The sequence below is a fragment of the Actinophytocola sp. genome, from assembly GCF_049647105.1.
Classification (GTDB): Bacteria; Actinomycetota; Actinomycetes; order Mycobacteriales; family Pseudonocardiaceae; genus Actinophytocola.
This window is the reverse complement of the sequence record NZ_JBARWZ010000140.1, coordinates 1-21,601: the sequence shown is the minus strand read 5'-3', so window position 1 is coordinate 21,601 and position 21,601 is coordinate 1. Positions and strand designations below refer to the sequence as shown.

The window sequence follows — 21,601 nt, the reverse complement described above, 5'->3', positions numbered from 1 at the left end:
AGTTTCATAGAGTTACGGCGGCCATAGCGGTGGGGAAACGCCCGGTCCCATTCCGAACCCGGAAGCTAAGCCCACCAGCGCCGATGGTACTGCACTCGCCAGGGTGTGGGAGAGTAGGACACCGCCGAACACCCTTCACAAGAGGCCCTCCGCACCCCGGGGGGCCTCTTGCATGTTCAATAGGTGTCGGAGCCCCGCAAGTACCGCAGGCCCCGTAGTGCAGGAGGAACAGTGTCGGACCGCAACCGCGACGAGTCAGAGAGCGGTGGCGCGCGCAACCGAGACCGCGACTCCAACCGCAGTGACCAGGGCAGTCGCCCTTATCGGAACAACCAGAACCGGGACAGGGGCGGCTACCGCCCCACCCGCGACCGTAACGATGGTGGCCGGGGCGCAGACCGGGGCAGCTATCGCCCCAACCGCGACCGCGACGAGAACCGTGGCTACCGCCCCCGTCACGACAACAGCGGAACCGCAGGTCAGCCCCGCCACAACGACGACCGCGGTCACCGAGGCGCCTCCCGCGACAACAGCGGCAACCGCCCGTACCGCGACGACCGCCCCTCCCGCGGCGGCGAGTCCCGCCAGCCCCGAGACGACCGCGGCTCCCGGAGCTACGGCGGCGGAAACCGCGACGACCGCCCCAGCCGCCCGTCCCGCGAAGACGGCGGCTACCGAGGTGGCGACCGCAACTCTCGCAGCTACGGCGGCGGAAACCGCGACGACCGAGGCACGCGCCCGTCCCGCGACGACCGCGGTTACCGAGGCGGCGACCGAGACGATCGCCCCAACCGCCCATCCCACGACGACCGTGGCCACAACAAGGGTGGCCGCGACGAGCGAGGAAACCGTCCGTTCCGCGACGACCGCAGTCGGGACCGCGACGACCGAGGCAACCGCTCCTTCCGCGACGACCGCGGTGGCGACCGCGGCACCCGCCCATCTCGCGATGACCGCGCCTTCCGCAGCAGCGACCGTGACGATCGCGGCGGCCGCCCGGCCCGCGACGACCGCGGCCACAACCGTGACGACCGGGGCAGCCGCAACTTCCGCGATGACCGCGGTTTCCGAGGCGGAGACCGCAACGACCGCGGCACCCGCCCATCTCGCGACGACCGTGGTTCCCGCGGCGGCGATCGTGACGATCGCGGCACCCGGCCGTCTCGCGACGATCGTGGTTTCCGCAGTGGGGATCGTGACGATCGCGGCACTCGGCCGTCTCGCGACGATCGTGGTTTCCGCAGTGGGGATCGTGACGATCGCGGCACTCGGCCATCTCGTGACGATCGTGGTTTCCGCAGTGGGGACCGTGACGATCGCGGCAGGCCGTCACGCGACGATCGCGGTTTCCGCAGCGGAGACCGTGACGACCGCGGCACCCGTCCATCTCGTGACGATCGCGGCTTCCGCAGTGGAGATCGTGACGACCGCGGTACCCGCTTATCTCGCGACGACCGTGGTTCCCGTGGTGGTGACCGGGTTGACCGAAGCAGGCCGTCTCGCGACGATCGTGGTTTCCGCAGCGGCGATCGTGACGACCGCGGTACCCGCCCTTCGCGTGACGACCGCGGCGACCGAAGCACCCGCCCATCTCGTGATGACCGCGGTTTCCGCAGCGGAGACCGCGATGACCGTGGCACCCGCCCGTCCCGCGACGACCGGGGCAACCGGCAAAGCCACGATGACCGAGGCTTCCGAAGCGGCAACCGCGACGACCGCGGCGGCCGCCCGTCCCAGGACAACCGTGGCTTCCGAAGCGACGACCGGGGCAACCGCCAGAACCGCGACGACCGGCGAACCAGGGACACCGGCCGAACCCCGGCCAACGACACCCCGCCTGCCGAAGCCCCGCAGGAACCGACCAGCGGCTTTGCCCGCCGCAACCACTACACGTCCACCACCGGCGGCGAAAGCCACGCCTCCGGCTACCGCACCCGCGAAGACTCGGCCTACGAGGACGTCACGGCGACCGGCGAGTTCAACTCCGGCGCGATTACCGAGGACGAGCCAACCGAGCTTCCCGGCCCGGCAGCCACCGACCACCCTTCGGACGAGCCGCACCCGGCCACCGATGAGCCAACCGAGTCGACAGACGACAAGCCCGAGCAGGCCACCTCCGAGGACTCGGCCGAGACACCCGAACCAGCCGCAGACGAGACGCCCGAGCTGGCCGCACTCGAGGACGCAGCCGCTGATGGTGTTGACGACACGTCCGAGTCGGCCGCACTCGAGGACGCAGCCGCTGATGGTGTTGACGACACGTCCGAGCTGGCCGCACTCGAGGACGCAGCCGCTGATGGTGTTGACGACACGTCCGAGTCGGCCGCATCCGAGGACTCAGCCTCCGAAGACCGGGACGACACACCCGAGCGGATCGCACCCGAGGACTCAACCTCCGATGCCCCGGACACCTCCGAGCCGGCCGCAGCCGAAGCCACGGCCACCGATGACTCGGACGAGACGCCCGAGGACGGCGAGCGCACCCCGGAACCCGCCGAGCAGCAGCACGACCCGCGTCGCCGCGATGGTGAACCAGAACTGTCCGCGGATATCGCGTTCAGCGACCTCGACGCCGACGCACGGCGTGAGCTGAAGAGCCTCTCGAAGGCCGTGGCCGAACTGGTCGGCAAGCACCTGGTCGCGGCGGGCCTCCTCATCGACGAGGATCCCGAGCTGGCGCTCGCGCACGCCCGCTTCGCCCGCACCCGCGCCTCCCGCGTCGCGGTTGTTCGTGAGGCTGCTGGTATCACGGCTTACCACGCTGGTGAGTGGGCCGAGGCGCTCGGCGAGTTCCGCGCCGTCCGCCGCATGACCGGGTCGCAGAACCACCTCCCGGTGATGGTCGACTGCGAACGTGCGCTCGGCCGGCCGGAGCGGGCGCTGGAACTGGCCGCCGAGGGCACGGACCTCCCGTCGGAGGTCGCGGTCGAGCTCAAGATCGTCGCCGCCGGGGCGCGGCGGGACCTCGGGCAGGTCGACGCCGCGGTCGTGGCCCTGCAAGGGCCCGATCTCGACGCCAAGCGCCGTGACCCGTGGAGCGCGCGCCTGTTCTACGCCTACGCCGACAACCTCGAGGCCGCGGGCCGCCACGACGATGCGATCCGCTGGTTCCTCAACGCCGCGGACGCCGACCTCGAGGACGAGACCGACGCCGCCGAGCGCGCCACCTCCCTGAGTGCGTCGTGAGCCTCCTCGACGACTACGACGCCCTCCTGTTCGACCTCGACGGCACCATCTACCGGGGCGAGGAAGTTGTCCCCGGGGCCGACCGCGCCGTCGAGGCGGCACACGCCGCGGGCACAAAGGTCCGGTTCGTCACCAACAACGCGTCTCGCGGGCCCGACGAGGTGGCAAGTCATCTGACTCGCATCGGGGTGCGGGCGGTGCCTGCGGAAGTCAGCACCAGTGCGCAGGCCGCCGCGTCCGTGCTCGCAGGCAAGCTGTTGCCCAATACAACGGTATTGGTGGTCGGCTCGGCCGCACTCGTGCACGAGGTCGAGATCAGGGGCCTCACCGCCACCCGCACCCACAGCGACGACGTCCAGGCCGTGGTCCAGGGCCTGAGCAAGGACACCGGCTGGCGTGACCTCGCCGAGGCGTGTGTCGCCATCCGGGCGGGTGCGCTGTGGGTCGCGTGCAACGTCGACCCCACCCTGCCCACCGAACGCGGTCCGTTGCCGGGCAACGGCTCGCTCGTCACGGCGCTGCGGGCCGCGACCAGCAGTGAGCCGGTGATCGCTGGCAAGCCGGCCACCCCGCTGCTGGACGAGGCGCAGAAGTCAGCCGACGCGCGGAACCCGCTGGTCATCGGCGACCGTCTCGACACCGACATCGCGGGCGCGGTCGCAGCGGGGATGGACTCGCTGCTGGTCCTGACCGGCGTCGCGACCGCGCAGGACCTGCTCGACGCGCCGGAGGACATGCGGCCGACCTTCGTCGCCCACGACGTCGAGGCCGTCGCCGAGGACGGGGTGCGGCTGGCGGGCGACGACTGGCAGGCGACGGTGCGCGAGGCGCTTGCCCGCCTCGGCCTCGAGCATGAAGTAGCGTGACAGGGTGCAGTTCGACACCGACCAGCCCGCCGACGTCGACACGAGCGACATCGACGAGGCGATCGCCGGCACCGAGAACCTCGACGCCGTCCCGCTGACCGAGCATGTCGGCCGGTTCGACGCCGTGCATGTGGCCCTCAACGAGGCCCTCACCAGTATCGACTCGGACTGACGGTGCCCAGGAGGACCCGGCTCGACGCCGAGCTGGTGCGTCGTGGCCTCGCCCGCTCCCGCGAGCACGCCTCACAGCTCATCGCCGACGGCCGCGTGACCGTGCGCGGCACGGTCGCGGGCAAGCCGGCCACGGCCGTCGAGACGGACGCGGCCGTCGTGGTCCGGGATCTCGGCAACGACCCGGACTGGGCGTCCCGCGGCGCGCACAAACTCGTCGGCGCGCTGGAGAAGTTCTCCGTCGGCGTCGAGGGGCGCCGCTGCCTGGACGCGGGCGCGTCCACGGGTGGCTTCACCGACGTCCTGCTGCGCCGCGGCGCGCGGGAGGTCGTAGCCGCCGACGTCGGGCGCGGCCTGCTGGTGTGGCGGTTGCAGACCGACGACCGCGTGGTCGTGCTCGACAGGACCAACGTCCGCGCTCTCACCCCGGAACAGACCGGGGGGCCGGTCGACCTGGTCGTCGCCGACCTATCCTTCATCTCCCTGCGCATCGTGCTGCCCGCGCTGCTCGCGTGTGTGACCGACGACGCCGACCTACTGCCGATGGTGAAACCGCAGTTCGAGGTCGGCAAGGAGCGGCTCGGCTCCGGTGGTGTGGTCCGCGACCCCGCGCTGCGCGCCGCGGCGGTGCTGGACGTGCTGAAGGTGGCCGGGGAGCTGGGTTTGCGCCCCCACGGTGTGGTCGCCAGCCCGCTTCCCGGTCCGTCCGGGAATGTCGAATACTTCGCATGGCTGCGTCGCGGCGCGCCCCTGGACGACCAGGCGGCGGCCGCGCTCGTGGAGACCGCCGTTCGAGAGGGGCCGCAATGACCGCCCGTGAAGTGCTCCTCGTCGTGCATACCGGCAGGCAGGACACCCGCCGCGCCGCGGAGAAGGTCGCGGGCTGGTTCGCCGACGCCGATATCAGGTTGCGCGTATTGGAACGCGAGGCGCCGGACCTGGACGCGTCCGGCTACCAGCGGGTCGTGCCGGTCGACGTGAAGGCCGCGGAAGGCACCGAGCTGGTGTTCGTCCTCGGCGGCGACGGCACCCTGCTGCGTGCCGCCGAGCTGGCCCGGCCCGCCGGGGTGCCGGTGCTCGCGGTGAACATGGGCCGTGTCGGGTTCCTCGCCGAGGCCGACTCGGACATGCTCGACGAGGCGGTGTCGCAGGTCATCGCGCAGCGGTACGAGGTCGTCGACCGCATGACCGTCGACGTCACGGCGTCGCTGGGGGACCGGCGGCTGGCGAAGACGTGGGCGCTCAACGAGGCCAGCGTCGAGAAGAGCAGCCGTGAGCGGATTCTGGACGTGCGTATAGAGGTCGACAACCGGCCCGTGTCGTCGTTCGGCTGCGACGGCGTGCTGTGCGCGACGCCGACCGGCTCCACCGCGTACGCGTTCTCCGCCGGCGGCCCCGTGGTGTGGCCGGATGTGCAGGCGCTGCTGGTGGTGCCGAGCAACGCGCACGCGATGTTCGCGCGGCCGCTGGTGGTGTCGCCGGACTCGCGGATCGCGGTCGAGGTGGACCCGTCCGGTCATCCCGCGGTCCTGTGCTGCGACGGTCGCCGTACGTTCGTATTGCCTCCTGGCGCCCGGGTCGAGGTGGCGGGCGGGGAGATCCCGGCGCGGCTCGTGAAGCTGCGGCAGGGCCCGTTCACCGACCGGCTCGTGGAGAAGTTCGCGCTGCCGGTGCAGGGTTGGCGCAGCCCACGGGTGTGAGTGCGGAACTTTGTGACGCGGACATCGCCATGAATCGAACACACTTGCGGGTGGTGCGAGCTTTTGTCGGTGCGAGCCGATAAAGTGCGCGCTGTGTTGGCCGAGATGCGCATCGAGGGCCTCGGCGTGATCGACGAGGCCACCCTCGAACTCGACCCGGGACTCACCGTGGTGACCGGTGAGACGGGTGCGGGCAAGACCATGGTCGTCACCGGACTGCACTTGCTGTCCGGTGGCCGTGCCGAGGTGTCCAGAATCCGTAGCGGCGCGGCGAAGGCGGTGGTGGAGGGCCGTTTCACCGCTCCGCCAGGCAGTGCGGCGGCGAAGGTCGCGAGCGACGCGGGCGCGGAACCCGACGATGACGGCACGCTGATCGCGTTACGCAGTGTCAACCCGGACGGGCGCTCCAGAGCGCACCTCGGCGGGCGGTCCGTGCCCGTCGGTGTGCTGTCCGAGCTGTCCGAGCAGCTCATCGCCGTGCACGGGCAGAACGACCAGCTCAAGCTGATGCGCCCGACCGAGCAGCGGTCCGTGCTCGACCGGTTCGCCGGTGAGGAGCTGGCCGGCGCGCTCTCCGAGTACCGCAAGGTGCGCGAGGAGTGGGTGCGCGTCAGCACCGAGCTGACCGACCGCAGCGCCCGGTCCCGTGAGATGACGCGCGAGGCCGAGATGCTCAAGCACGGCCTCGCGGAGATCGAGGCGGTGAGCCCCCAGCCCGGCGAGGACGACGAGCTGCAGGAACGGGCGAAGCGGCTCGCGGACGCGGACCAGCTGCGTGAGTCGGCGACCGGTGCCGCGTACGCGGTGTCGGGTGCGCCGGACGGTGATGCGGACGCGCCGGGGGCACTCGGGTTGATCGCCGACGCGCGGCACCGCCTGTCCGGTTCGGACGACCCGCGGCTACGGGAGCTGGAGCCGAGGCTCGCGGAGGCGGAGGCGCTGCTGGTCGACGTCGGCGCCGAGCTGAGCAGCTACCTCGACTCGCTGGACGCGGACCCGCAGGTGCTCGAACAGGTGCTTGCGCGGCAGGCCGAGCTGAAGCAGCTGACCCGCAAGTACGCGGCGGACGTCAACGGTGTGCTGGAGTGGGCTGACACGGCGTCCCGGCAGCTGGCGGGTCTGGACACGTCGGAGGAGGCGCTGGCCGAGCTGGCCAGGCAACGCGAAGAGCTCGCGTCGGCGCTCGCGGAGTGCGCGAAGCGTGTGACGGTGCTCCGCGTCGAGGCCGCCGACAAGCTGGCGCAGGCGGTGACCGTCGAACTGGGGGGCCTGGCCATGGGCCAGGCGGCGATCGAGGTCATCGTCAGCACCCGCTGGGCCGAGCCGAACGACCCGCAGTCGTTGCGTGTCGCGGGCGGCAAGGACCGCGAGGCGTTGGTGCACGCGGGCCCGGACGGTGTGGACGAGGTGGAGATCCGCCTGCGTGCCCACGACGGCGCTGTGCCCCTGCCCGTGCACAAGGCCGCTTCGGGTGGCGAGCTTTCCCGCGTGATGCTGGCGATCGAGGTGGTACTTGCCCACTCCGACCCGGTCCCGACCCTGGTCTTCGACGAGGTCGACGCCGGCGTAGGTGGCCGCGCCGCGGTGGAGATCGGCCGCCGCCTGGCCCGACTGGCGGCAAGCCACCAGGTGATCGTGGTGACCCACCTGCCGCAGGTGGCCGCGTTCGCCGACCGCCACCTGGTGGTCGACAAGCAAGCCCAGGGCGGCGTCACCCGCAGCGACGTGCGCCGCGTGGACGACCAGAACCGGGTGCGGGAACTTGCTCGCATGCTGGCTGGCATGGACTCCACGGAAACCGGCCGAGCGCATGCCGAAGAGCTGCTAGCCGTAGCGGACGCCGACAAGAAGGCAACCCGAGGAAAGAGCCGAAAGAAGCACTAAACAGCCACCAACAACCCACCCGGGAGCCGAACGGCCCCGGGTGGACTGCACACTGGCTGGCTCATGCACAACAGGGTCCCCCCCCACTCCAGAACGCGCGAGTCCACAGTTCGGAACCCGCGAGTCCACGGTTCGGAACCCGCGAGTCTGTCGTTGGGGACCCGCGAGTCCACGGTTCGGGACGCGCGAGTCTGTGGTTCGGGACCCGCGAGTCCACGGTTCGGGACGCGCGAGTCTGCGGTTCAGAACTCGCGAGGTTGCCGTTCGGGACCCGCGAGTTGGTGGTTCGGAACTGCCACCTGGCCGCTGCCGGGGCTGTCCTCAGCTCGTAGTCAGCAGGCCCAGCCCCAGCGTCACCACGCCCACCGCCAGTGACAGGGCGCCGAGCCACACCAGCCAGATGAGCTTGTTCGGGCGGGTCACCTCACCGCGTCCCATCGACGATAAGAAGAAGCCGGCCGAGATCAGGGCCGCCGCCGTCGGGGTGCCGACCCTCGCCAGCCAGCCCAGAATACCGTCCAGTGCCGCGGCGTCGGCCAGGATCAGTGTCACCAGACCCAGCGTCACCAGCACACCCGCGTGCGCGTGCCCCGCCCTGGCGAACGACTTCTGGAACGGCGTCATCGGCACCTTGCCGCCCACGATCCGGGTCATGAACCAGCCGCCGAACTCGATGCCGACGATCGTCAGCAGTACGGCGCCCGCGATGTATCTCGACTCCGGGCTCAGCATCAGCGTTTGCATCTCGGCTCCCCATCGAAGTTTAGTAACGTCGTTACGAAACAACGTTACGATACACTTGTCAAGTATGGGGAGACCGAAGATTCACGACGACGCTCTCCGAGGGCGTCTCATCGACCGGGCCGCCGCCCTCGTCTTCGACGACGGCGTCGACGCGCTGAACCTCCGGCGGCTCGCCGCCGATGCCGGCACCTCGACGTCCGCTGTCTACTCGCTCTTCGGGAACAAGGCCGGGCTGCTCGAGAGCCTCTACCGCGAGGCGGCCCGGCGGTTCGGGGCGCGGCTCGGAGACGTCGCGGTGACTGGCGACCCGGTCGGCGACATCGTGCGGCTCGGCATCGCCTACCGGGACTACGCCCTGCGTGAACCGCACCTCTACGCGATCATGTTCACCCAGCAGGACGCCCGGATCGACGACTGCGCGCGGGAGGAGGCGGCCGCGACACTCGCGCCACTCGTCGACGCCGTGCGGCGGGGGCAGACGGCGGGCGCGTTGCGAAAAGTTGCCCCTGAGCTGGTCGCGCTCGCCTGTTGGGGAGTCGCGCACGGGCTTGTCTCGCTGGAGTTCGCCGGCTCGATGCCGCCGGGGCTGGACATCGCCTCGGGGTACGAGGATGCGTTGCGCGCGATGGTCGACGGGTGGCGTCCGTCCATTGTGCACAGTCCTCAGTGATCATTCCAGAGTGGACCGCGTTGACCCGGTCGGGTGAATTTCCCGGCGTGGCGGACGGAATATCACGTGTCCATTTGACACCATCAGTCACATGAAGCTCATCGGTCTCCTTGCCCGATCGCGTCCGGCTCGACCTGGGGTCACCGGGATCGGGCGGGTCGACCGGCGAACGGGCGACCTGCTGCGCCGGATCGGGCACGGCGACGTCGTCATCCTCGACCAGGTCGACCTCGACCGCGCCACCGCGGATGCACTGGTCGACGCCGAGGTCACCGGTGTCGTCAACGCCTCGCCGTCGATCTCCGGACGGTTCCCGAACCTGGGGCCGGAGATCATCGTCGGCGCGGGGATCGTGCTCATCGACGACGCCGGGCCCGAGGTGCTGCGTGCCATCAAAGAAGGCAGCAGGGTGCGGCTTCTCGAGGGCGGCGTGTTCGTCGGCGAAGAGGAGGTCGGGCGCGGCGCCGAGCAGTCCGTCGAGACCATCGCGGACCTCATGATCGACGCAAAGGCCGGCATGTCCGCGCAGCTGGAGGCATTCTCCGCCAACACGATCGAGTTCCTCCGGCGCGAGCGGACCCTCATCCTCGACGGCGTCGGCGTGCCAGAACTGAACGCCACCATCCGAGATCAGCAGGTGCTCATCGTGGCCCCCGGCCTTGACCACGAGGAGGACCTTCGCCGCCTCAAGCGGTACATCGCGGAGCACCGGCCCGTGCTCATCGGCGTCGACGGCGGCGCCGACACACTGCACCACCTCGGTTATCGCCCGAACGTGATCGTGGGTGACCCGGACAGGTTGTCCACGGAAACGCTGCGTAGTGGTGCCGAGGTCGTGGTCCCCGCGCACATGGACGGGCACGCGCCGGGGCTCGAACGCGTCCAGGACCTGGGCATCGGTGCCGTCACCTTCCCCGCCTCCGGCAACGCGGAGGATCTCGCACTGCTGCTCGCCGACACCCACGGCGCCGAACTCGTCGTCACCGTCGGGTTCCAGGCCACGCTGCACGAGTTCCTCGACCGTGGCCGCTCCGGCTCGAACCCGTCCACCTTCCTGACCAGGCTCAAGCTCGGCAGCAAGGTCGTCGACGGCAAGGCGGTCGCCACCCTGCACCGCAGTCGCGTCTCCGTCGGCGCGGTCGTCCTGCTCGTGCTCGCGGCGTTCGTCGCGGTCGCCGTGGGCCTCGCCATGTCGGGAGTCGGCGGCGCCTACCTCGACTGGGCGGTCAACACCTGGCACACCTTCACGAACTGGGTTGGGGGCGTCTTCTCGTGATCTCGTTGCGGTACCACATCATCTCGATCTCCGCGGTCTTCCTCGCGCTCGCCGTCGGCGTCGTGCTCGGGTCGACGACGTTGTCGCGTTCGCTGCTTTCGGGACTGAACAACGAAAACGAGGACCTGGCCGCACAGGTCAACAACCTGCAGACCGAGAAGAACGCCCAGGACGCACGCCTTGCCGACGCCGACAGCTTCGCCGCGGCCGTCGGTCCGAAGGCGGTGCAGGGTCAGCTCGCGCAGCGCACCGTCGTGCTCGTCGCCACCGCCGACGCCAAGCCCGCCGACCGCGACGCGCTGAAGGCCCTCGTCGCGAACGCGGGTGGCACCGTCACCGGCGAGCTGCAGCTCACCACGTCCTTCAGCGATCCGCGCCACGCCGACCAGCTCAAGGACATCGTCGTGCGGCTCCTTCCTGCCGGTGTTCAGCTGCCCACCGCGTCCGACCCCGGCACGCTCGCGGGCGGTCTGCTCGGGCCGCTCATGTTGATCAACAAGGACACCAACAAGCCGCAGGCGTCCGCCGACGAGACCGCCGCCGCGCTGTCCGGACTTACCGAGGGCGGGTTCGTCAAGGCGAGCCAGGGACTTCAGCCCGCGCAGCTCGCGATCGTGCTGACCGGCGGCGCCGCTTCCGGTGACGGGGCGGGGGACCGGGCCGCGACCGTCGCGCGGTTCGCCACCCAGGTCGACCGCTCCGGCGCGGGCACCGTGCTGGCAGGTGACGCGGGTTCCGCGTCCGGCACCGGGCCGGTCGGCGTCGTGCGCGCGGACACCGCCGCCACGAGCATTCTGTCCACTGTGGACAACCTGCAGACGTCCTCGGGGCGCGTGGTGACCGTGCTGGCGCTCGTCGAACAGCTGGAGGGCAAGGCTGGCCGCTACGGCGACGCGGGCAACGCGGAACGCCCCGCACCGGGCTCGCCGACGGAGTAGTCCACAGCGCGGGGAGTTACCCACAGGCAAGATCGACATCACCGGCTCTGTCGGTGGGTACCGGTAGACTGGCATGGCGGGACGCCCCCGGGAACGGGTGGGGGTTGGCATCCGGCCGGTTTTCGGGATTTGCGCTCGATGAGGTGGGTTCTCGGGGGCGCTGTGGTGTACCCGGGTCGGTTCCTGAAGTGTGGGGTTCGGTCGCCGGTCGGGGTGGACTGCCCGCTCAGCGGTAGACGGTCGGCAGGTAGCCGGAGAAGAAGAACCCGTCCGCGAGGTCGCGGGCCATCGTCTCCTCCGCGACGGAGTGCGCGGTGTACGCGATCACCGGACGCTTCTCGTTGCGCCAGAAGGAAACGAACGGGTCCGGCAGCTCGGTCAGCTCGTAGGTCAGGAAATCCGGCCGGGTGAGGGCGTTCGTCACCATCGACCTGCCGACCGCCCGCAGCGCCCGCCCCACCGACATCAGGGAGCCGGACGCCTGCCCGACGGCCAGGTCCGGCAGCAGCCCGCGCAGCTTGCGGACGGCGAACGGGTCGAACGACTGCGTGACCGCGGGGCCCCGGTAGCCGGCGAGCCGGTCGGCGACCGTCTGCTCGAGGCCGGGGGAGTGGCCGAGCGTCCAGCGGCGCACGTCGACGACGATCGGTACGCGGCCGTCGACGGCCGACAGGACCTGGTCGAGGGTCGGCACCGACTGATCAGCGGAGAGTCGCAGCCTGCTCACCGCGCGTGCGTCCAGGTCCCGCACGGCGGCGGTGCCCGGGATCGCGGCGTCGTGCAACACGACCGGGTGACCGTCGCTGGTGAGCTGCACGTCGAACTCGAACGGCACCCCCTGCGACACGGCGTGTTCGAACGCGGCCATGGAGTTCTCCGGACGGCCTTCTGCCTCGTCGTACAGGCCGCGATGCGCGATCGGGCGGGTGGTGAGCCACGCGAGTTCCGGCACCAAACGAACCTACCGGGGACCCTGAACGGTGTGTCGGGTTCGGATCGTCGGAGCAGGTGATACGGTGAAAACCCGTGGAGAGTCAGGCGGGCAGCCCCGCTGCGAACGGTATCGCCAATAACGGATATGGACCGAAGGCAACGCCACGGGGGGCGTCCCTGGTGCAACACTCGCGTACGACCAAGTATGTGTTCGTCACCGGTGGGGTCGCCTCGTCCCTCGGCAAGGGCCTGACGGCCTCGAGCCTCGGCCAACTGCTCACGTCCCGTGGTCTGTGGGTCACGATGCAGAAGCTCGATCCCTACCTCAATGTGGACCCCGGAACGATGAACCCGTTCCAGCACGGTGAGGTGTTCATCACCGAGGACGGTGCGGAGACCGACCTCGACGTCGGGCACTACGAACGGTTCCTCGACCGGGACCTGGTCGGCGCGGCGAACGTGACGACCGGGCAGGTCTACTCGACAGTCATCGCCAAGGAGCGGCGCGGTGAGTATCTCGGCGACACCGTGCAGGTCATCCCGCACATCACCGACGAGATCAAGCGGCGCATCCGCGATATGGCCGTGCCCGGCGAGGACGGCAACGCGCCTGACGTGGTCATCACCGAGATCGGCGGCACCGTCGGTGACATCGAGTCGCTGCCGTTCCTGGAGGCCGCGCGGCAGGTCCGCCACGACGTCGGCCGTGACAACTGCTTCTTCCTGCACGTGTCGCTCGTGCCCTACCTGGCGCCGTCCGGCGAGCTGAAGACCAAGCCGACGCAGCACTCCGTCGCCGCGCTGCGCAACATCGGCATCCAGCCCGACGCGGTCGTGTGCCGCGCGGACCGCGAGATCCCCAGCGGCCTCAAGCGGAAGATCGCGCTGATGTGCGACGTGGACATCGACGCGGTCGTCGCCGCGCCGGACGCGCCGTCGATCTACGACATCCCGAAGGTGCTGCACACCGAGGGCCTCGACGCGTACGTCGTCCGCAGGCTGGGACTGCCGTTCCGGGACGTGGACTGGACGGTGTGGGGTGACCTGCTGACCCGCGTGCACGATCCCAAGGAGACGGTGCGCATCGCGATCGTCGGCAAGTACGTCGACCTGCCCGACGCGTACCTGTCGGTGACGGAAGCCTTGCGGGCCGGTGGGTTCGCGCACCGCGCCAAGGTCGACATCGTGTGGGTCGCGTCCGACGAGTGCGAGACCCCGGCGGGCGCCGCGGCCGCGCTGTCCGGCCTGGACGGGGTGCTGATCCCCGGCGGGTTCGGTGTGCGCGGCATCGAGGGCAAGATCGGCGCGATCGAGTACGCACGCGTCAGCAAGATCCCGGTGCTCGGGCTGTGCCTCGGCCTGCAGTGCATGGTGATCGAGGCAGCACGGCACCTCGCGAACATCACGGACGCGAACTCCTCGGAGTTCGACGAGGCCACCAAGCACCCGGTGATCTCCACGATGGCCGACCAGGAGGACGTCGTCGCGGGGGAGCGGGACATGGGCGGCACCATGCGGCTCGGCGCGTACCCAGCGAAGCTGACGGCGGGCTCGATGGTCGCGAATGCCTACGGGGAGAAGGAGGTCTCCGAGCGGCATCGCCACCGCTACGAGGTCAACAACGCCTACCGCGACAAGCTGTCCAAGGCCGGTCTCCAGTTCTCCGGGCTCTCGCCGGACGGTCATCTCGTCGAGTACGTTGAGCTGCCCGCCGACGTGCACCCGTTCTTCGTCGGCACGCAGGCGCACCCCGAGCTGAAGAGCCGTCCGACGCGGCCGCACCCGTTGTTCGCCGGTTTCGTGCGCGCCGCGCTGGCACGCAAGGTGGCGGAGCGGTTGCCGGTGGAGTTGCCAGAGCCCTCCGGCGCTGGAGCGCGTTCGTGACCGAACCTGGTCGGCACGAGTTCACCGTTCTGTCCACAAAGGATGTCTACGCCGGACGCATCGTCGCGTTGCGTATCGACGAAGTCGCGATGCCGGGCGGTGGTCATGCCAGCCGCGAGATCGTCGAGCACCACGGGGCGGTCGCGATCGTCGCGCTGGACGACGACGATCAGGTGACCCTGATCCACCAGTACCGCCACCCGCTGGGCAGGCGGATCTGGGAGCTGCCGGCCGGGTTGATCGACAACCTCGGCGAGGACCCGCTCGAGTCGGCCAAGCGTGAGCTGGTCGAGGAGGTCGGGCTCGCCGCGGAGCACTGGTCGGTGCTGGTCGACGTCGCCGCGTCACCAGGGTTCACCGACGAGGTCGTGCGTGTCTTCCTGGCCACCGGGCTGTCCGCGGTTGATCGCGAGCTGCTCGGCGACGAGGAGGCTGACCTGGTGGCGCGCAAGGTCCCGCTCACCGAAGCCGTGCGGATGGCGGTGGCGGGCGAGATCGTGAACGGCGCCACGGTCAGCGGAATCCTTGCCACGCAAGTGATCCGTGCCACGGGTGTGACACCGCGCCCGGCGGCCGCGCCGTGGGAGGACCTGCCGACCCGCTTGCCGTCACGACAGGCTTAGGCGAGGTGGCTCACGATCGCGTGGGCCACCTCGTCCGGCGTCCGGCCGGTCGTGTCGACGACCGTGCCGGACGCGTGCAGCCACGGCACCGCGGCGAAGTACGCCTTCACGTGGTCGAGCCGCCACTGCCGCGCGCCGGGGTCGGCGGTGTCGTGCTCGATGCGGTGCACCAGCTCGTCCTCGTTCGTGTGCAGGACGAAATGGTGGACCGGCACACTGTCGGCGGCGAGCCCGTCGAAGATCTCCCGCGCGTAGTCCTCCGCGAGGATCGTCTGCGGTGCGACCAGCGTCCCGCCCGTGTGCGCGAGGACCTGACGTGCCGTCTCCCGGACCAGACCACGCCACGGCGGCAGGTCCTGGAAGTCGTGGACCGGCTCGCGCAACACGTGGCGCAGCATGAATCCGACCTGTTCTGGGTCGAAGAAGCGCGCCGAGGGCAGCAGCCCGACCAGCTTCGCGGCGGTGGTCGTCTTGCCCGCGCCGAAGGTCCCGTTGAGCCACACGATCATGCGGTCAGTCTGGTGCCCGTGACGCGCTCGCGATCGACCCGGGTGCGTCAGTCCGCCAGTTCCGACTCCGCCGCCTTGATCGCCGCGAACTCCTCCTCCGGAGCGTTCGCGACCAGGTGGTGGCGGCTGTGGAGGAAGAAGTACGCCAGGGCCACCAGCAGGATCCCGGCCGTGATGGCGGCCGCGACCTCGTCGACGAAGAACGTCGCCACCACCGCGGCCACCGCGAGGACCGCCGCGATGCCCGTCGTCACCACGCCGCCCGGGGTGCGGTACGGGCGCTCCATGTCCGGTTCGCGGTAGCGCAGCACGATGTGTGACACGTTGAGCAGCACGTACGACACCGTCGCGCCGAAGACCGCGATGTTGATCAGCTTCGCGCCGTCCATGGTGAACGCCGCCAGCAGGAAGCCGATCGTGCCGGGGACGATCAGTGCGAGCACCGGGGTCTTGCGCCGGCCGGTCTTCGACAGCCAGCGCGGCAGGTAACCGGCGCGGGACAGCGCGAACAGCTGCCGCGAGTACGCGTAGATGATCGAGAAGAAGCTCGCCACCAGGCCGGCGAGCCCGACATAGTTCACGAACTGGGCGAGGAAGTTGTCGCCGCCGTAGGCCGCGCGGATCGCGTCCGGCAGCGGGTTGTCCGAGCCGGCGATCGTGTTCGACCCCGCCGCGCCCGGGGCGACCAGCAGCATCAGAGCCGCGAACACCAGCAGTGCCGCCATCGCGGCGATGATGCCGCGCGGGAGGTCCCGGCGGGGATCGCTCGCCTCCTCCGCGGCCAGCGGCACGCCCTCGACCGCCAGGAAGAACCAGATGCCGTACACGAACGCGGCCAGCACGCCCGCTATCCCGAACGGCAGGAACGTGCTCGCGCCGAACGCGTCGGTCATCGGGATGTCGAAGAGCTTGTCGGCGTCGAACTTGCCGACCATGCCCACCACGAACACGACCAGCGCGATCACGGCGATCGCGGTGATCACGAACATCACGCGCAGTGCCTCGCCGACGCCCCAGACGTGTACGCCGATGAAGATCAGGTAGCAGACCAGGAACACCGGCCAGCCGCTCGTCAGGCCGAACAGGCCGAGCGACTCGACGTAGCCGCCGATGAACACCGCGATGGCGGCGGGTGCGATGGCGTACTCGATGAGGATCGCGGTGCCGGTGGCGAACCCGCCGGTGGGGCCGAGCGCGCGCCGGGCGAAACCGTAGCCCGCACCCGCGACCGGCATCGCCGATGCCATCTCGGCCAGGCCGAACACCATGCAGGTGTACATCACGGCCATGAGCGCGGTCGCGATCAGCAGTCCGCCCCAGCCGCCCTCGGCGAGCCCGAAGTTCCAGCCCGCGAAGTCGCCGGAGATGACGTACGCGACCCCGAGGCCGGCGAGCAGCACCCAGCCCGCCGCGCCTCTGCGGAGCTGACGCTGTTCGAGGTAGTCGGCGGAGACGGTCTGGTACTCGACGGCGCGCTGCGACTTCGACGACTTCGACACCGGATGCTCCCTCGGGTCCAATGGGCCAGCATCAGTCCTTTGAGTTTCGCATGAGAGTGATCCTGTTCACCTGTGCTGTCAAGCCCGCCCCGCGTTGACACCTCAGGTAGGGGCGTGTGGAATGGCCGCAATGGGTCAGGTCTGATCCTTTGGGGAGGCAGGCATGGGACACCGCGACGGTATGCTCACGCTCGACCGGCTCCGTGAGCTGGTCGCGGGCGGCACGATCGACACCGTGCTCGTCGCGATCACCGACATGCAGGGCCGCCTCCAGGGCAAACGCTGTGCCGCCGAGTACTTCCTCAACGAGGTCGTCCCGCACGCGACCGAGGCATGCAACTACCTGCTGGCCGTCGACGTCGAGATGAACACCGTCGACGGCTACGCCATGTCCTCCTGGGAGCGGGGCTACGGCGACTTCGTCATGCGTCCCGACTTCGAGACGCTGCGGCTCGTGCCGTGGCTCGATGGCACCGCGCTGGTGCTCGCCGACGTCGAGTGGGTGGAGGGCGGTCCCGTGGCCCCCTCGCCCCGGCAGGTGCTGCGCCGCCAGCTCGACCGGCTCGCCGAGCGCGACCTCGCCGCCTACGTCGGCACCGAGCTGGAGTTCATCGTCTTCGAGGACAGCTACGAACAGGCATGGCGCTCCGGCTACCGCGACCTCACCCCCGGCAACCAGTACAACGTCGACTACTCGATGCTCGGCACCGGCAGGCTGGAGCCGCTGCTGCGCGACATCCGCAACGGCATGACCGGCGCCGGCATGTACGTCGAGTCCGCGAAGGGCGAGTGCAACCCGGGCCAGCACGAGATCGCGTTCCGGTACGACACCGCGCTGACCACGTGCGACAACCACAGCATCTACAAGACCGGTGCCAAGGAGATCGCCGCGCGGCACGGCAAGAGCCTCACGTTCATGGCCAAGTTCAACGAGCGTGAGGGCAACTCCTGCCACATCCATATCAGCCTGCGCGGCACCGACGGCTCGGCCGTGCTCGCAGGCGACGGCGAGCACGGCTTCTCGAAGCTGATGACGCACTTCCTCGCCGGACAGCAGGCCGCGCTGCGTGAGCTGACCTACCTCTTCGCGCCGAACATCAACTCCTACAAGCGGTTCGCGCCGGGTAGTTTCGCGCCGACGACCGTCGCGTGGGGTATCGACAACCGGACGTGCGCGCTGCGTGTGGTCGGCCACGGCGAGTCGTTGCGTGTCGAGAACCGGGTGCCGGGCGGGGACGTGAACCCCTACCTCGCGGTGGCCGCGCTGATCGCCGCCGGGCTGCACGGCATCGACAACGAGCTGCCGCTGGAGCCGGAGCTCACCGGCAACGCCTACGGCGTCGACAAGCCGCAGGTGCCCGCGACCATGCGGGATGCGGCCGAGCTGCTCGCGGAGAGCAAGCTCGCGCGCACCGCGTTCGGCGACGAGGTGGTCGAGCACTACCTCAACAACGCGCGCGTCGAGCAGGCCGCGTACAACGCCGCGGTGACCGACTGGGAGCGGGTTCGTGGTTTTGAACGCCTCTAGCGGCCCGGTCATCGGCATCACGACGTATCTGGAGCAAAGCAGGTTCGGGCTCTGGGACACCCCCGCCGCGGTGCTGGCGCGCGGCTACCTTGACGGCGTCGTCAACGGCGGCGGGGTGCCCGTGCTGTTGCCGCCCGCCGGTCATGTCACCGCGGACCTCCTGTCGCGTGTGGACGGTCTGATCGTCGCGGGTGGCGCGGACATCGACCCGGTGCACTACGGCGCCGACCGCGCGCCAGAGACCGGACCCGCCCGCCCCGACCGCGACCACAGCGAGCACGTGCTGATCGAGGCGGCGCTCGCGAACGGGGTGCCGCTGCTGGCCGTGTGCCGCGGCATGCAGCTGCTGAACGTCGTGCTCGGCGGCACCCTGCACCAGCACCTGCCCGACCTGGTCGGCAACACCGACCACCTGCCAACACCCGGCGTCTACGGCCGCGTGCCGGTGAAGGTGTTGCCGGACAGCAGGTTGTCGGCGATCCTGGGGTCCGAAGTGGACGTCCACTGCCACCATCACCAGGCTCTCGACACGCTCGGTGCCGGGCTGGTCTCGGTGGCGTGGGCGGGCGACGGCGTCATCGAGGCGGTCGAGCTGGCCGAGCCCGAGTTCGTGCTCGGTGTGCAGTGGCACCCGGAGGAGAACGGCGCCGACAGCAGGCTTTTCGCCGCGCTTGTCAGCGCCGCCAAGGAGAACGGATGAGCGTCACCGAAGTGATCAACCCGGCCACCGAGGCGGTGGTCACCCGGATCGAGCTGACCTCCGCCGACGAGGCCGACGCCGCGATCGGGCGGGCGCACCACGCGCTGGCCGCGTGGCGGGCCGTCGCACCCGCCGACCGGGCGCGGCTGCTGCGCCGGTTCGCTGAGGCCGTCGACGGCGACCTCGAGCACCTGGCGCGGCTGGAGGTCGAGAACTCCGGTCACACCATCGGCAACGCCCGCTGGGAGGCAGGCAACGTCCGCGACGTGCTGCAGTACTACTCGGCCGCGCCGGAGCGGTTGTTCGGCAGGCAGATCCCGGTACCGGGCGGGGTGAACATCACGTTCGCCGAGCCGCTCGGGGTGGTCGGCGTGATCGTGCCGTGGAACTTCCCGATGCCGATCGCGGGCTGGGGGTTCGCACCGGCACTCGCCGCGGGCAACACGGTCGTGCTCAAGCCCGCCGAGCTGACCCCGCTGACCGCGATCCGCCTCGGCGAACTGGCCCGCGCGGCCGGGATTCCCGAGGACGTGTTCCAGGTCCTGCCCGGCAAGGGGTCGGTCGTCGGGCAGCGGTTCGTCGACAACCCGTTGGTGCGCAAGGTGGTCTTCACCGGGTCCACCGAGGTCGGCAAGCAGGTCATGGCGGGCTGCGCGGCGCAGGTCAAGCGGGTGACGCTGGAGCTGGGCGGCAAGAACGCCAACATCGTGTTCGCCGACGCCGACCTGGAGAAGGCGGCCGCGACCGCGCCGTACGGGGTGTTCGACAACGCGGGCCAGGACTGCTGCGCCCGGTCGCGGATCCTCGTGCAGCGCGGCGTGTTCGACCGGTTCATGGCGCTGCTCGAACCCGCGGTGGGTGGGGTGGTGGTCGGCGATCCCGCCGACGAGAAGACCGAGATGGGCCCGCTGATCTCCGCCGCGCACCGCGCCACCGTGCGGTCCTATGTGGAGGACACGACGCAGGTCGCGTTCCGGGGGAGTGCACCTGACGGGCCCGGGTTCTGGTTCCCGCCGACCGTGGTCACACCGCGTGCGGTCACCGACCGGACGGTCGTCGAGGAGGTGTTCGGCCCGGTCGTCACCGTGCAGACCTTCGACGACGAGGCCGAGGCGATCCGGATGGCCAACGACACCGAGTACGGCCTGTCCGGGTCGATCTGGACCGAGAACCTTGGCCGCGCCATGCGGGTCGCGCGCGGGGTGGAGGCGGGGAACCTGTCGGTCAACTCGCACTCGTCGGTGCGGTACTGGACGCCGTTCGGCGGCATGAAGCAGTCCGGGCTCGGCCGGGAGCTGGGGCCGGACGCGTTGGCTGCCTTCACCGAGACCAAGAACGTGTTCATCGCGACAGAGGGGGATCGGGCGTGAGCGGAGCTTGCGGAGCGAACCAGAAGACACAGGGCGACCGTGAGCGGCAGCTCGGAGCCTGCGAGGAGCTGTCGTGAAACGCCTGCGGGACCGGGTCGCGGTGATCACCGGGGCGGCCAGCGGCATCGGGCTCGCCTCGGCGAAGAGGTTCGCGCAGGAGGGCGCCGTCGTGGTCGGGGTCGACCTGAACACCGACGCCATCGAGGCGCTCGCGAAGGAGACCGGTGGTGCCGCGATCACCTGCGATGTCACCGACGAACACGCGGTCGAGGCGATGTACGCGCAGGTGGCCGCCGACCACGGCGGCGTGGACATCGCGTTCAACAACGCGGGCATCTCCCCGCCGGAGGACGACTCGATCCTGGAGACCGGCCTCGACGCGTGGGACAAGGTCCAGAAGGTCAACCTCACGTCGGTGTACCTGTGCTGCAAGTACGCCCTGCCGTACATGCGGGCCAAGGGCAAGGGCTCGATCATCAACACGGCGTCGTTCGTCGCGGTGATGGGCGCGGCGACCTCGCAGATCTCCTACTCCGCCTCGAAGGGCGGCGTGCTGTCGATGACCCGCGAGCTCGGGGTGCAGTTCGCGCGTGAGGGCATCCGGGTCAACGCGTTGTGCCCAGGACCCGTGAACACCCCGCTGTTGCAGGAGCTGTTCGCGGCCGATGCCGAGCGCGCGCAGCGGCGGCTGGTGCACGTGCCGATGGGCCGGTTCGCGGAGGCGTCGGAGATCGCCGCCGCCGCGGCGTTTCTCGCCAGTGACGACTCGTCCTACATGACCGCGTCGACCTTCCTCGTGGACGGCGGGATCTCGGGCGCGTACGTCACGCCGATGTAGGTGTCCACTGTGGCCGTCCACAAGGGAGTTGCCGCCGCACTGTTCCGTCCGGTGCGGACCCGCAACGCCTTCGAGGAGACGGTGGAACGGCTGTTGCAGGCGATCCGGCTCGGCGTCGCCGGGCCGGGGGAGCGGCTGCCGTCGGAACGGGAGCTGGCCGCACGGCTCGGCGTGAGCCGGGTGACGCTGCGCGACGCGATCCGCGCGATCGCCGACGCGGGTTACGTCGAGTCCCGCCGCGGCCGGTACGGCGGCACGTTCGTCGCGGGCACACTCCCGAGC

The 21,601-nt window shown here is 70.2% G+C and carries 20 protein-coding genes and 1 rRNA gene; 17 read left to right on the top strand and 4 right to left on the bottom strand.

All coding sequences use genetic code 11. From position 1 onward, the window contains the following. The first annotated feature begins 13 nt into the window (after positions 1–13). The 7 genes from rrf to recN all read left to right on the top strand — a co-directional run bounded on the left by rrf (position 14) and on the right by recN (position 7,807). Positions 14–130, top strand: a 5S ribosomal RNA gene (rrf, locus tag WBA97_RS16755). A 101-nt stretch (positions 131–231) separates the two neighbouring features. After that, positions 232–3,186 (top strand): hypothetical protein, encoded by a 2,955-nt coding sequence (locus WBA97_RS16750; RefSeq protein ID WP_424231753.1) that lies wholly within the window; start codon positions 232–234, stop codon positions 3,184–3,186. Then, on the top strand, positions 3,183–4,052 hold the full coding sequence (locus WBA97_RS16745; protein ID WP_424231752.1) for an HAD-IIA family hydrolase: 870 nt from the start codon (positions 3,183–3,185) through the stop codon (positions 4,050–4,052). Before WBA97_RS16750 ends, WBA97_RS16745 begins: the two co-directional genes overlap by 4 nt. Before the next feature lie 4 nt (positions 4,053–4,056). After that, entirely contained in the window at positions 4,057–4,224 is a 168-nt protein-coding gene (locus WBA97_RS16740; RefSeq protein WP_424231751.1) for a hypothetical protein, read from the top strand. A gap of 2 nt (positions 4,225–4,226) precedes the next feature. After that, on the top strand, positions 4,227–5,033 hold the full coding sequence (locus tag WBA97_RS16735; RefSeq protein WP_424231750.1) for a TlyA family RNA methyltransferase: 807 nt from the start codon (positions 4,227–4,229) through the stop codon (positions 5,031–5,033). Then, positions 5,030–5,923: an NAD kinase gene (locus WBA97_RS16730; protein ID WP_424231749.1), complete on the top strand. Its 894-nt coding sequence runs from the start codon at positions 5,030–5,032 to the stop codon at positions 5,921–5,923. The genes WBA97_RS16735 and WBA97_RS16730 overlap by 4 nt, the downstream gene beginning before the upstream one ends. A 93-nt stretch (positions 5,924–6,016) precedes the next feature. Then, positions 6,017–7,807, top strand: a complete 1,791-nt coding sequence (gene recN, locus WBA97_RS16725; protein ID WP_424231748.1) for a DNA repair protein RecN — start codon at positions 6,017–6,019, stop codon at positions 7,805–7,807. Positions 7,808–8,128: 321 nt separating this feature from the next. On the opposite strand, the gene WBA97_RS16720 is transcribed toward recN, so the two are convergent. After that, positions 8,129–8,551, bottom strand: coding sequence for a hypothetical protein (locus tag WBA97_RS16720; protein WP_424231747.1), 423 nt, complete (start codon positions 8,549–8,551; stop codon positions 8,129–8,131). Positions 8,552–8,615: 64 nt separating this feature from the next. Here WBA97_RS16720 and WBA97_RS16715 point away from each other — a divergent pair, with 64 nt between their 5' ends. The 3 genes from WBA97_RS16715 to WBA97_RS16705 all read left to right on the top strand — a co-directional run bounded on the left by WBA97_RS16715 (position 8,616) and on the right by WBA97_RS16705 (position 11,435). Beyond that, a complete protein-coding gene (locus tag WBA97_RS16715; protein WP_424231746.1) occupies positions 8,616–9,221 on the top strand; it encodes a TetR/AcrR family transcriptional regulator in 606 nt (201 codons plus the stop codon). A gap of 91 nt (positions 9,222–9,312) precedes the next feature. Continuing rightward, entirely contained in the window at positions 9,313–10,497 is a 1,185-nt protein-coding gene (gene steA, locus WBA97_RS16710; protein ID WP_424231745.1) for a putative cytokinetic ring protein SteA, read from the top strand. Then, complete coding sequence (locus WBA97_RS16705; RefSeq protein WP_424231744.1) at positions 10,494–11,435, top strand: copper transporter; 942 nt, start codon at positions 10,494–10,496, stop codon at positions 11,433–11,435. The genes steA and WBA97_RS16705 overlap by 4 nt, the downstream gene beginning before the upstream one ends. A 226-nt stretch (positions 11,436–11,661) precedes the next feature. Here the strand turns inward: WBA97_RS16705 and WBA97_RS16700 are convergent, their stop codons facing one another. Then, positions 11,662–12,387 (bottom strand): glycerophosphodiester phosphodiesterase family protein, encoded by a 726-nt coding sequence (locus tag WBA97_RS16700; protein ID WP_424231743.1) that lies wholly within the window; start codon positions 12,385–12,387, stop codon positions 11,662–11,664. A 161-nt stretch (positions 12,388–12,548) separates the two neighbouring features. On the opposite strand from WBA97_RS16700, the gene WBA97_RS16695 reads away from it, so the two are divergent. Both WBA97_RS16695 and WBA97_RS16690 read left to right on the top strand, forming a co-directional pair. Beyond that, a complete protein-coding gene (locus WBA97_RS16695) occupies positions 12,549–14,252 on the top strand; it encodes a CTP synthase (RefSeq protein WP_424231742.1) in 1,704 nt (567 codons plus the stop codon). Then, positions 14,249–14,875, top strand: a complete 627-nt coding sequence (locus WBA97_RS16690; RefSeq protein ID WP_424231741.1) for an NUDIX domain-containing protein — start codon at positions 14,249–14,251, stop codon at positions 14,873–14,875. Before WBA97_RS16695 ends, WBA97_RS16690 begins: the two co-directional genes overlap by 4 nt. Here WBA97_RS16690 and WBA97_RS16685 read toward each other — a convergent pair. Further along, entirely contained in the window at positions 14,872–15,384 is a 513-nt protein-coding gene (locus WBA97_RS16685) for an AAA family ATPase (RefSeq protein ID WP_424231740.1), read from the bottom strand. The two genes, WBA97_RS16690 and WBA97_RS16685, sit on opposite strands and share 4 nt — an antisense overlap. A gap of 47 nt (positions 15,385–15,431) precedes the next feature. Then, complete coding sequence (gene eat, locus WBA97_RS16680) at positions 15,432–16,883, bottom strand: ethanolamine permease (protein ID WP_424231739.1); 1,452 nt, start codon at positions 16,881–16,883, stop codon at positions 15,432–15,434. Positions 16,884–17,046: 163 nt separating this feature from the next. Here eat and WBA97_RS16675 point away from each other — a divergent pair, with 163 nt between their 5' ends. The 5 genes from WBA97_RS16675 to WBA97_RS16655 form a co-directional block, all read left to right on the top strand. Then, positions 17,047–18,411 (top strand): glutamine synthetase family protein, encoded by a 1,365-nt coding sequence (locus WBA97_RS16675; RefSeq protein ID WP_424231738.1) that lies wholly within the window; start codon positions 17,047–17,049, stop codon positions 18,409–18,411. Further along, positions 18,392–19,111 (top strand): gamma-glutamyl-gamma-aminobutyrate hydrolase family protein, encoded by a 720-nt coding sequence (locus WBA97_RS16670; protein ID WP_424231737.1) that lies wholly within the window; start codon positions 18,392–18,394, stop codon positions 19,109–19,111. The genes WBA97_RS16675 and WBA97_RS16670 overlap by 20 nt, the downstream gene beginning before the upstream one ends. Next, positions 19,108–20,481 (top strand): aldehyde dehydrogenase family protein, encoded by a 1,374-nt coding sequence (locus tag WBA97_RS16665; protein WP_424231736.1) that lies wholly within the window; start codon positions 19,108–19,110, stop codon positions 20,479–20,481. The genes WBA97_RS16670 and WBA97_RS16665 overlap by 4 nt, the downstream gene beginning before the upstream one ends. A 73-nt stretch (positions 20,482–20,554) precedes the next feature. Next, positions 20,555–21,319 (top strand): 3-oxoacyl-ACP reductase, encoded by a 765-nt coding sequence (locus tag WBA97_RS16660; protein WP_424231735.1) that lies wholly within the window; start codon positions 20,555–20,557, stop codon positions 21,317–21,319. After that, on the top strand, positions 21,320–21,601 hold a 282-nt coding region (locus WBA97_RS16655), incomplete at its 3' end, for a FadR/GntR family transcriptional regulator (protein WP_424231734.1).

What these genes read in the sequence shown, in the direction of transcription:
- WBA97_RS16730 (WP_424231749.1), top strand. Translation starts at nt 5,030, where the DNA reads ATGACCGCCCGTGAAGTGCTCCTCGTCGTGCATACCGGCAGGCAGGAC.
- WBA97_RS16720 (WP_424231747.1), bottom strand. Translation starts at nt 8,551, where the DNA reads ATGCAAACGCTGATGCTGAGCCCGGAGTCGAGATACATCGCGGGCGCC.
- WBA97_RS16715 (WP_424231746.1), top strand. Translation starts at nt 8,616, where the DNA reads ATGGGGAGACCGAAGATTCACGACGACGCTCTCCGAGGGCGTCTCATC.
- steA (WP_424231745.1), top strand. Translation starts at nt 9,313, where the DNA reads ATGAAGCTCATCGGTCTCCTTGCCCGATCGCGTCCGGCTCGACCTGGG.
- WBA97_RS16685 (WP_424231740.1), bottom strand. Translation starts at nt 15,384, where the DNA reads ATGATCGTGTGGCTCAACGGGACCTTCGGCGCGGGCAAGACGACCACC.
- WBA97_RS16675 (WP_424231738.1), top strand. Translation starts at nt 17,047, where the DNA reads ATGGGACACCGCGACGGTATGCTCACGCTCGACCGGCTCCGTGAGCTG.
- WBA97_RS16665 (WP_424231736.1), top strand. Translation starts at nt 19,108, where the DNA reads ATGAGCGTCACCGAAGTGATCAACCCGGCCACCGAGGCGGTGGTCACC.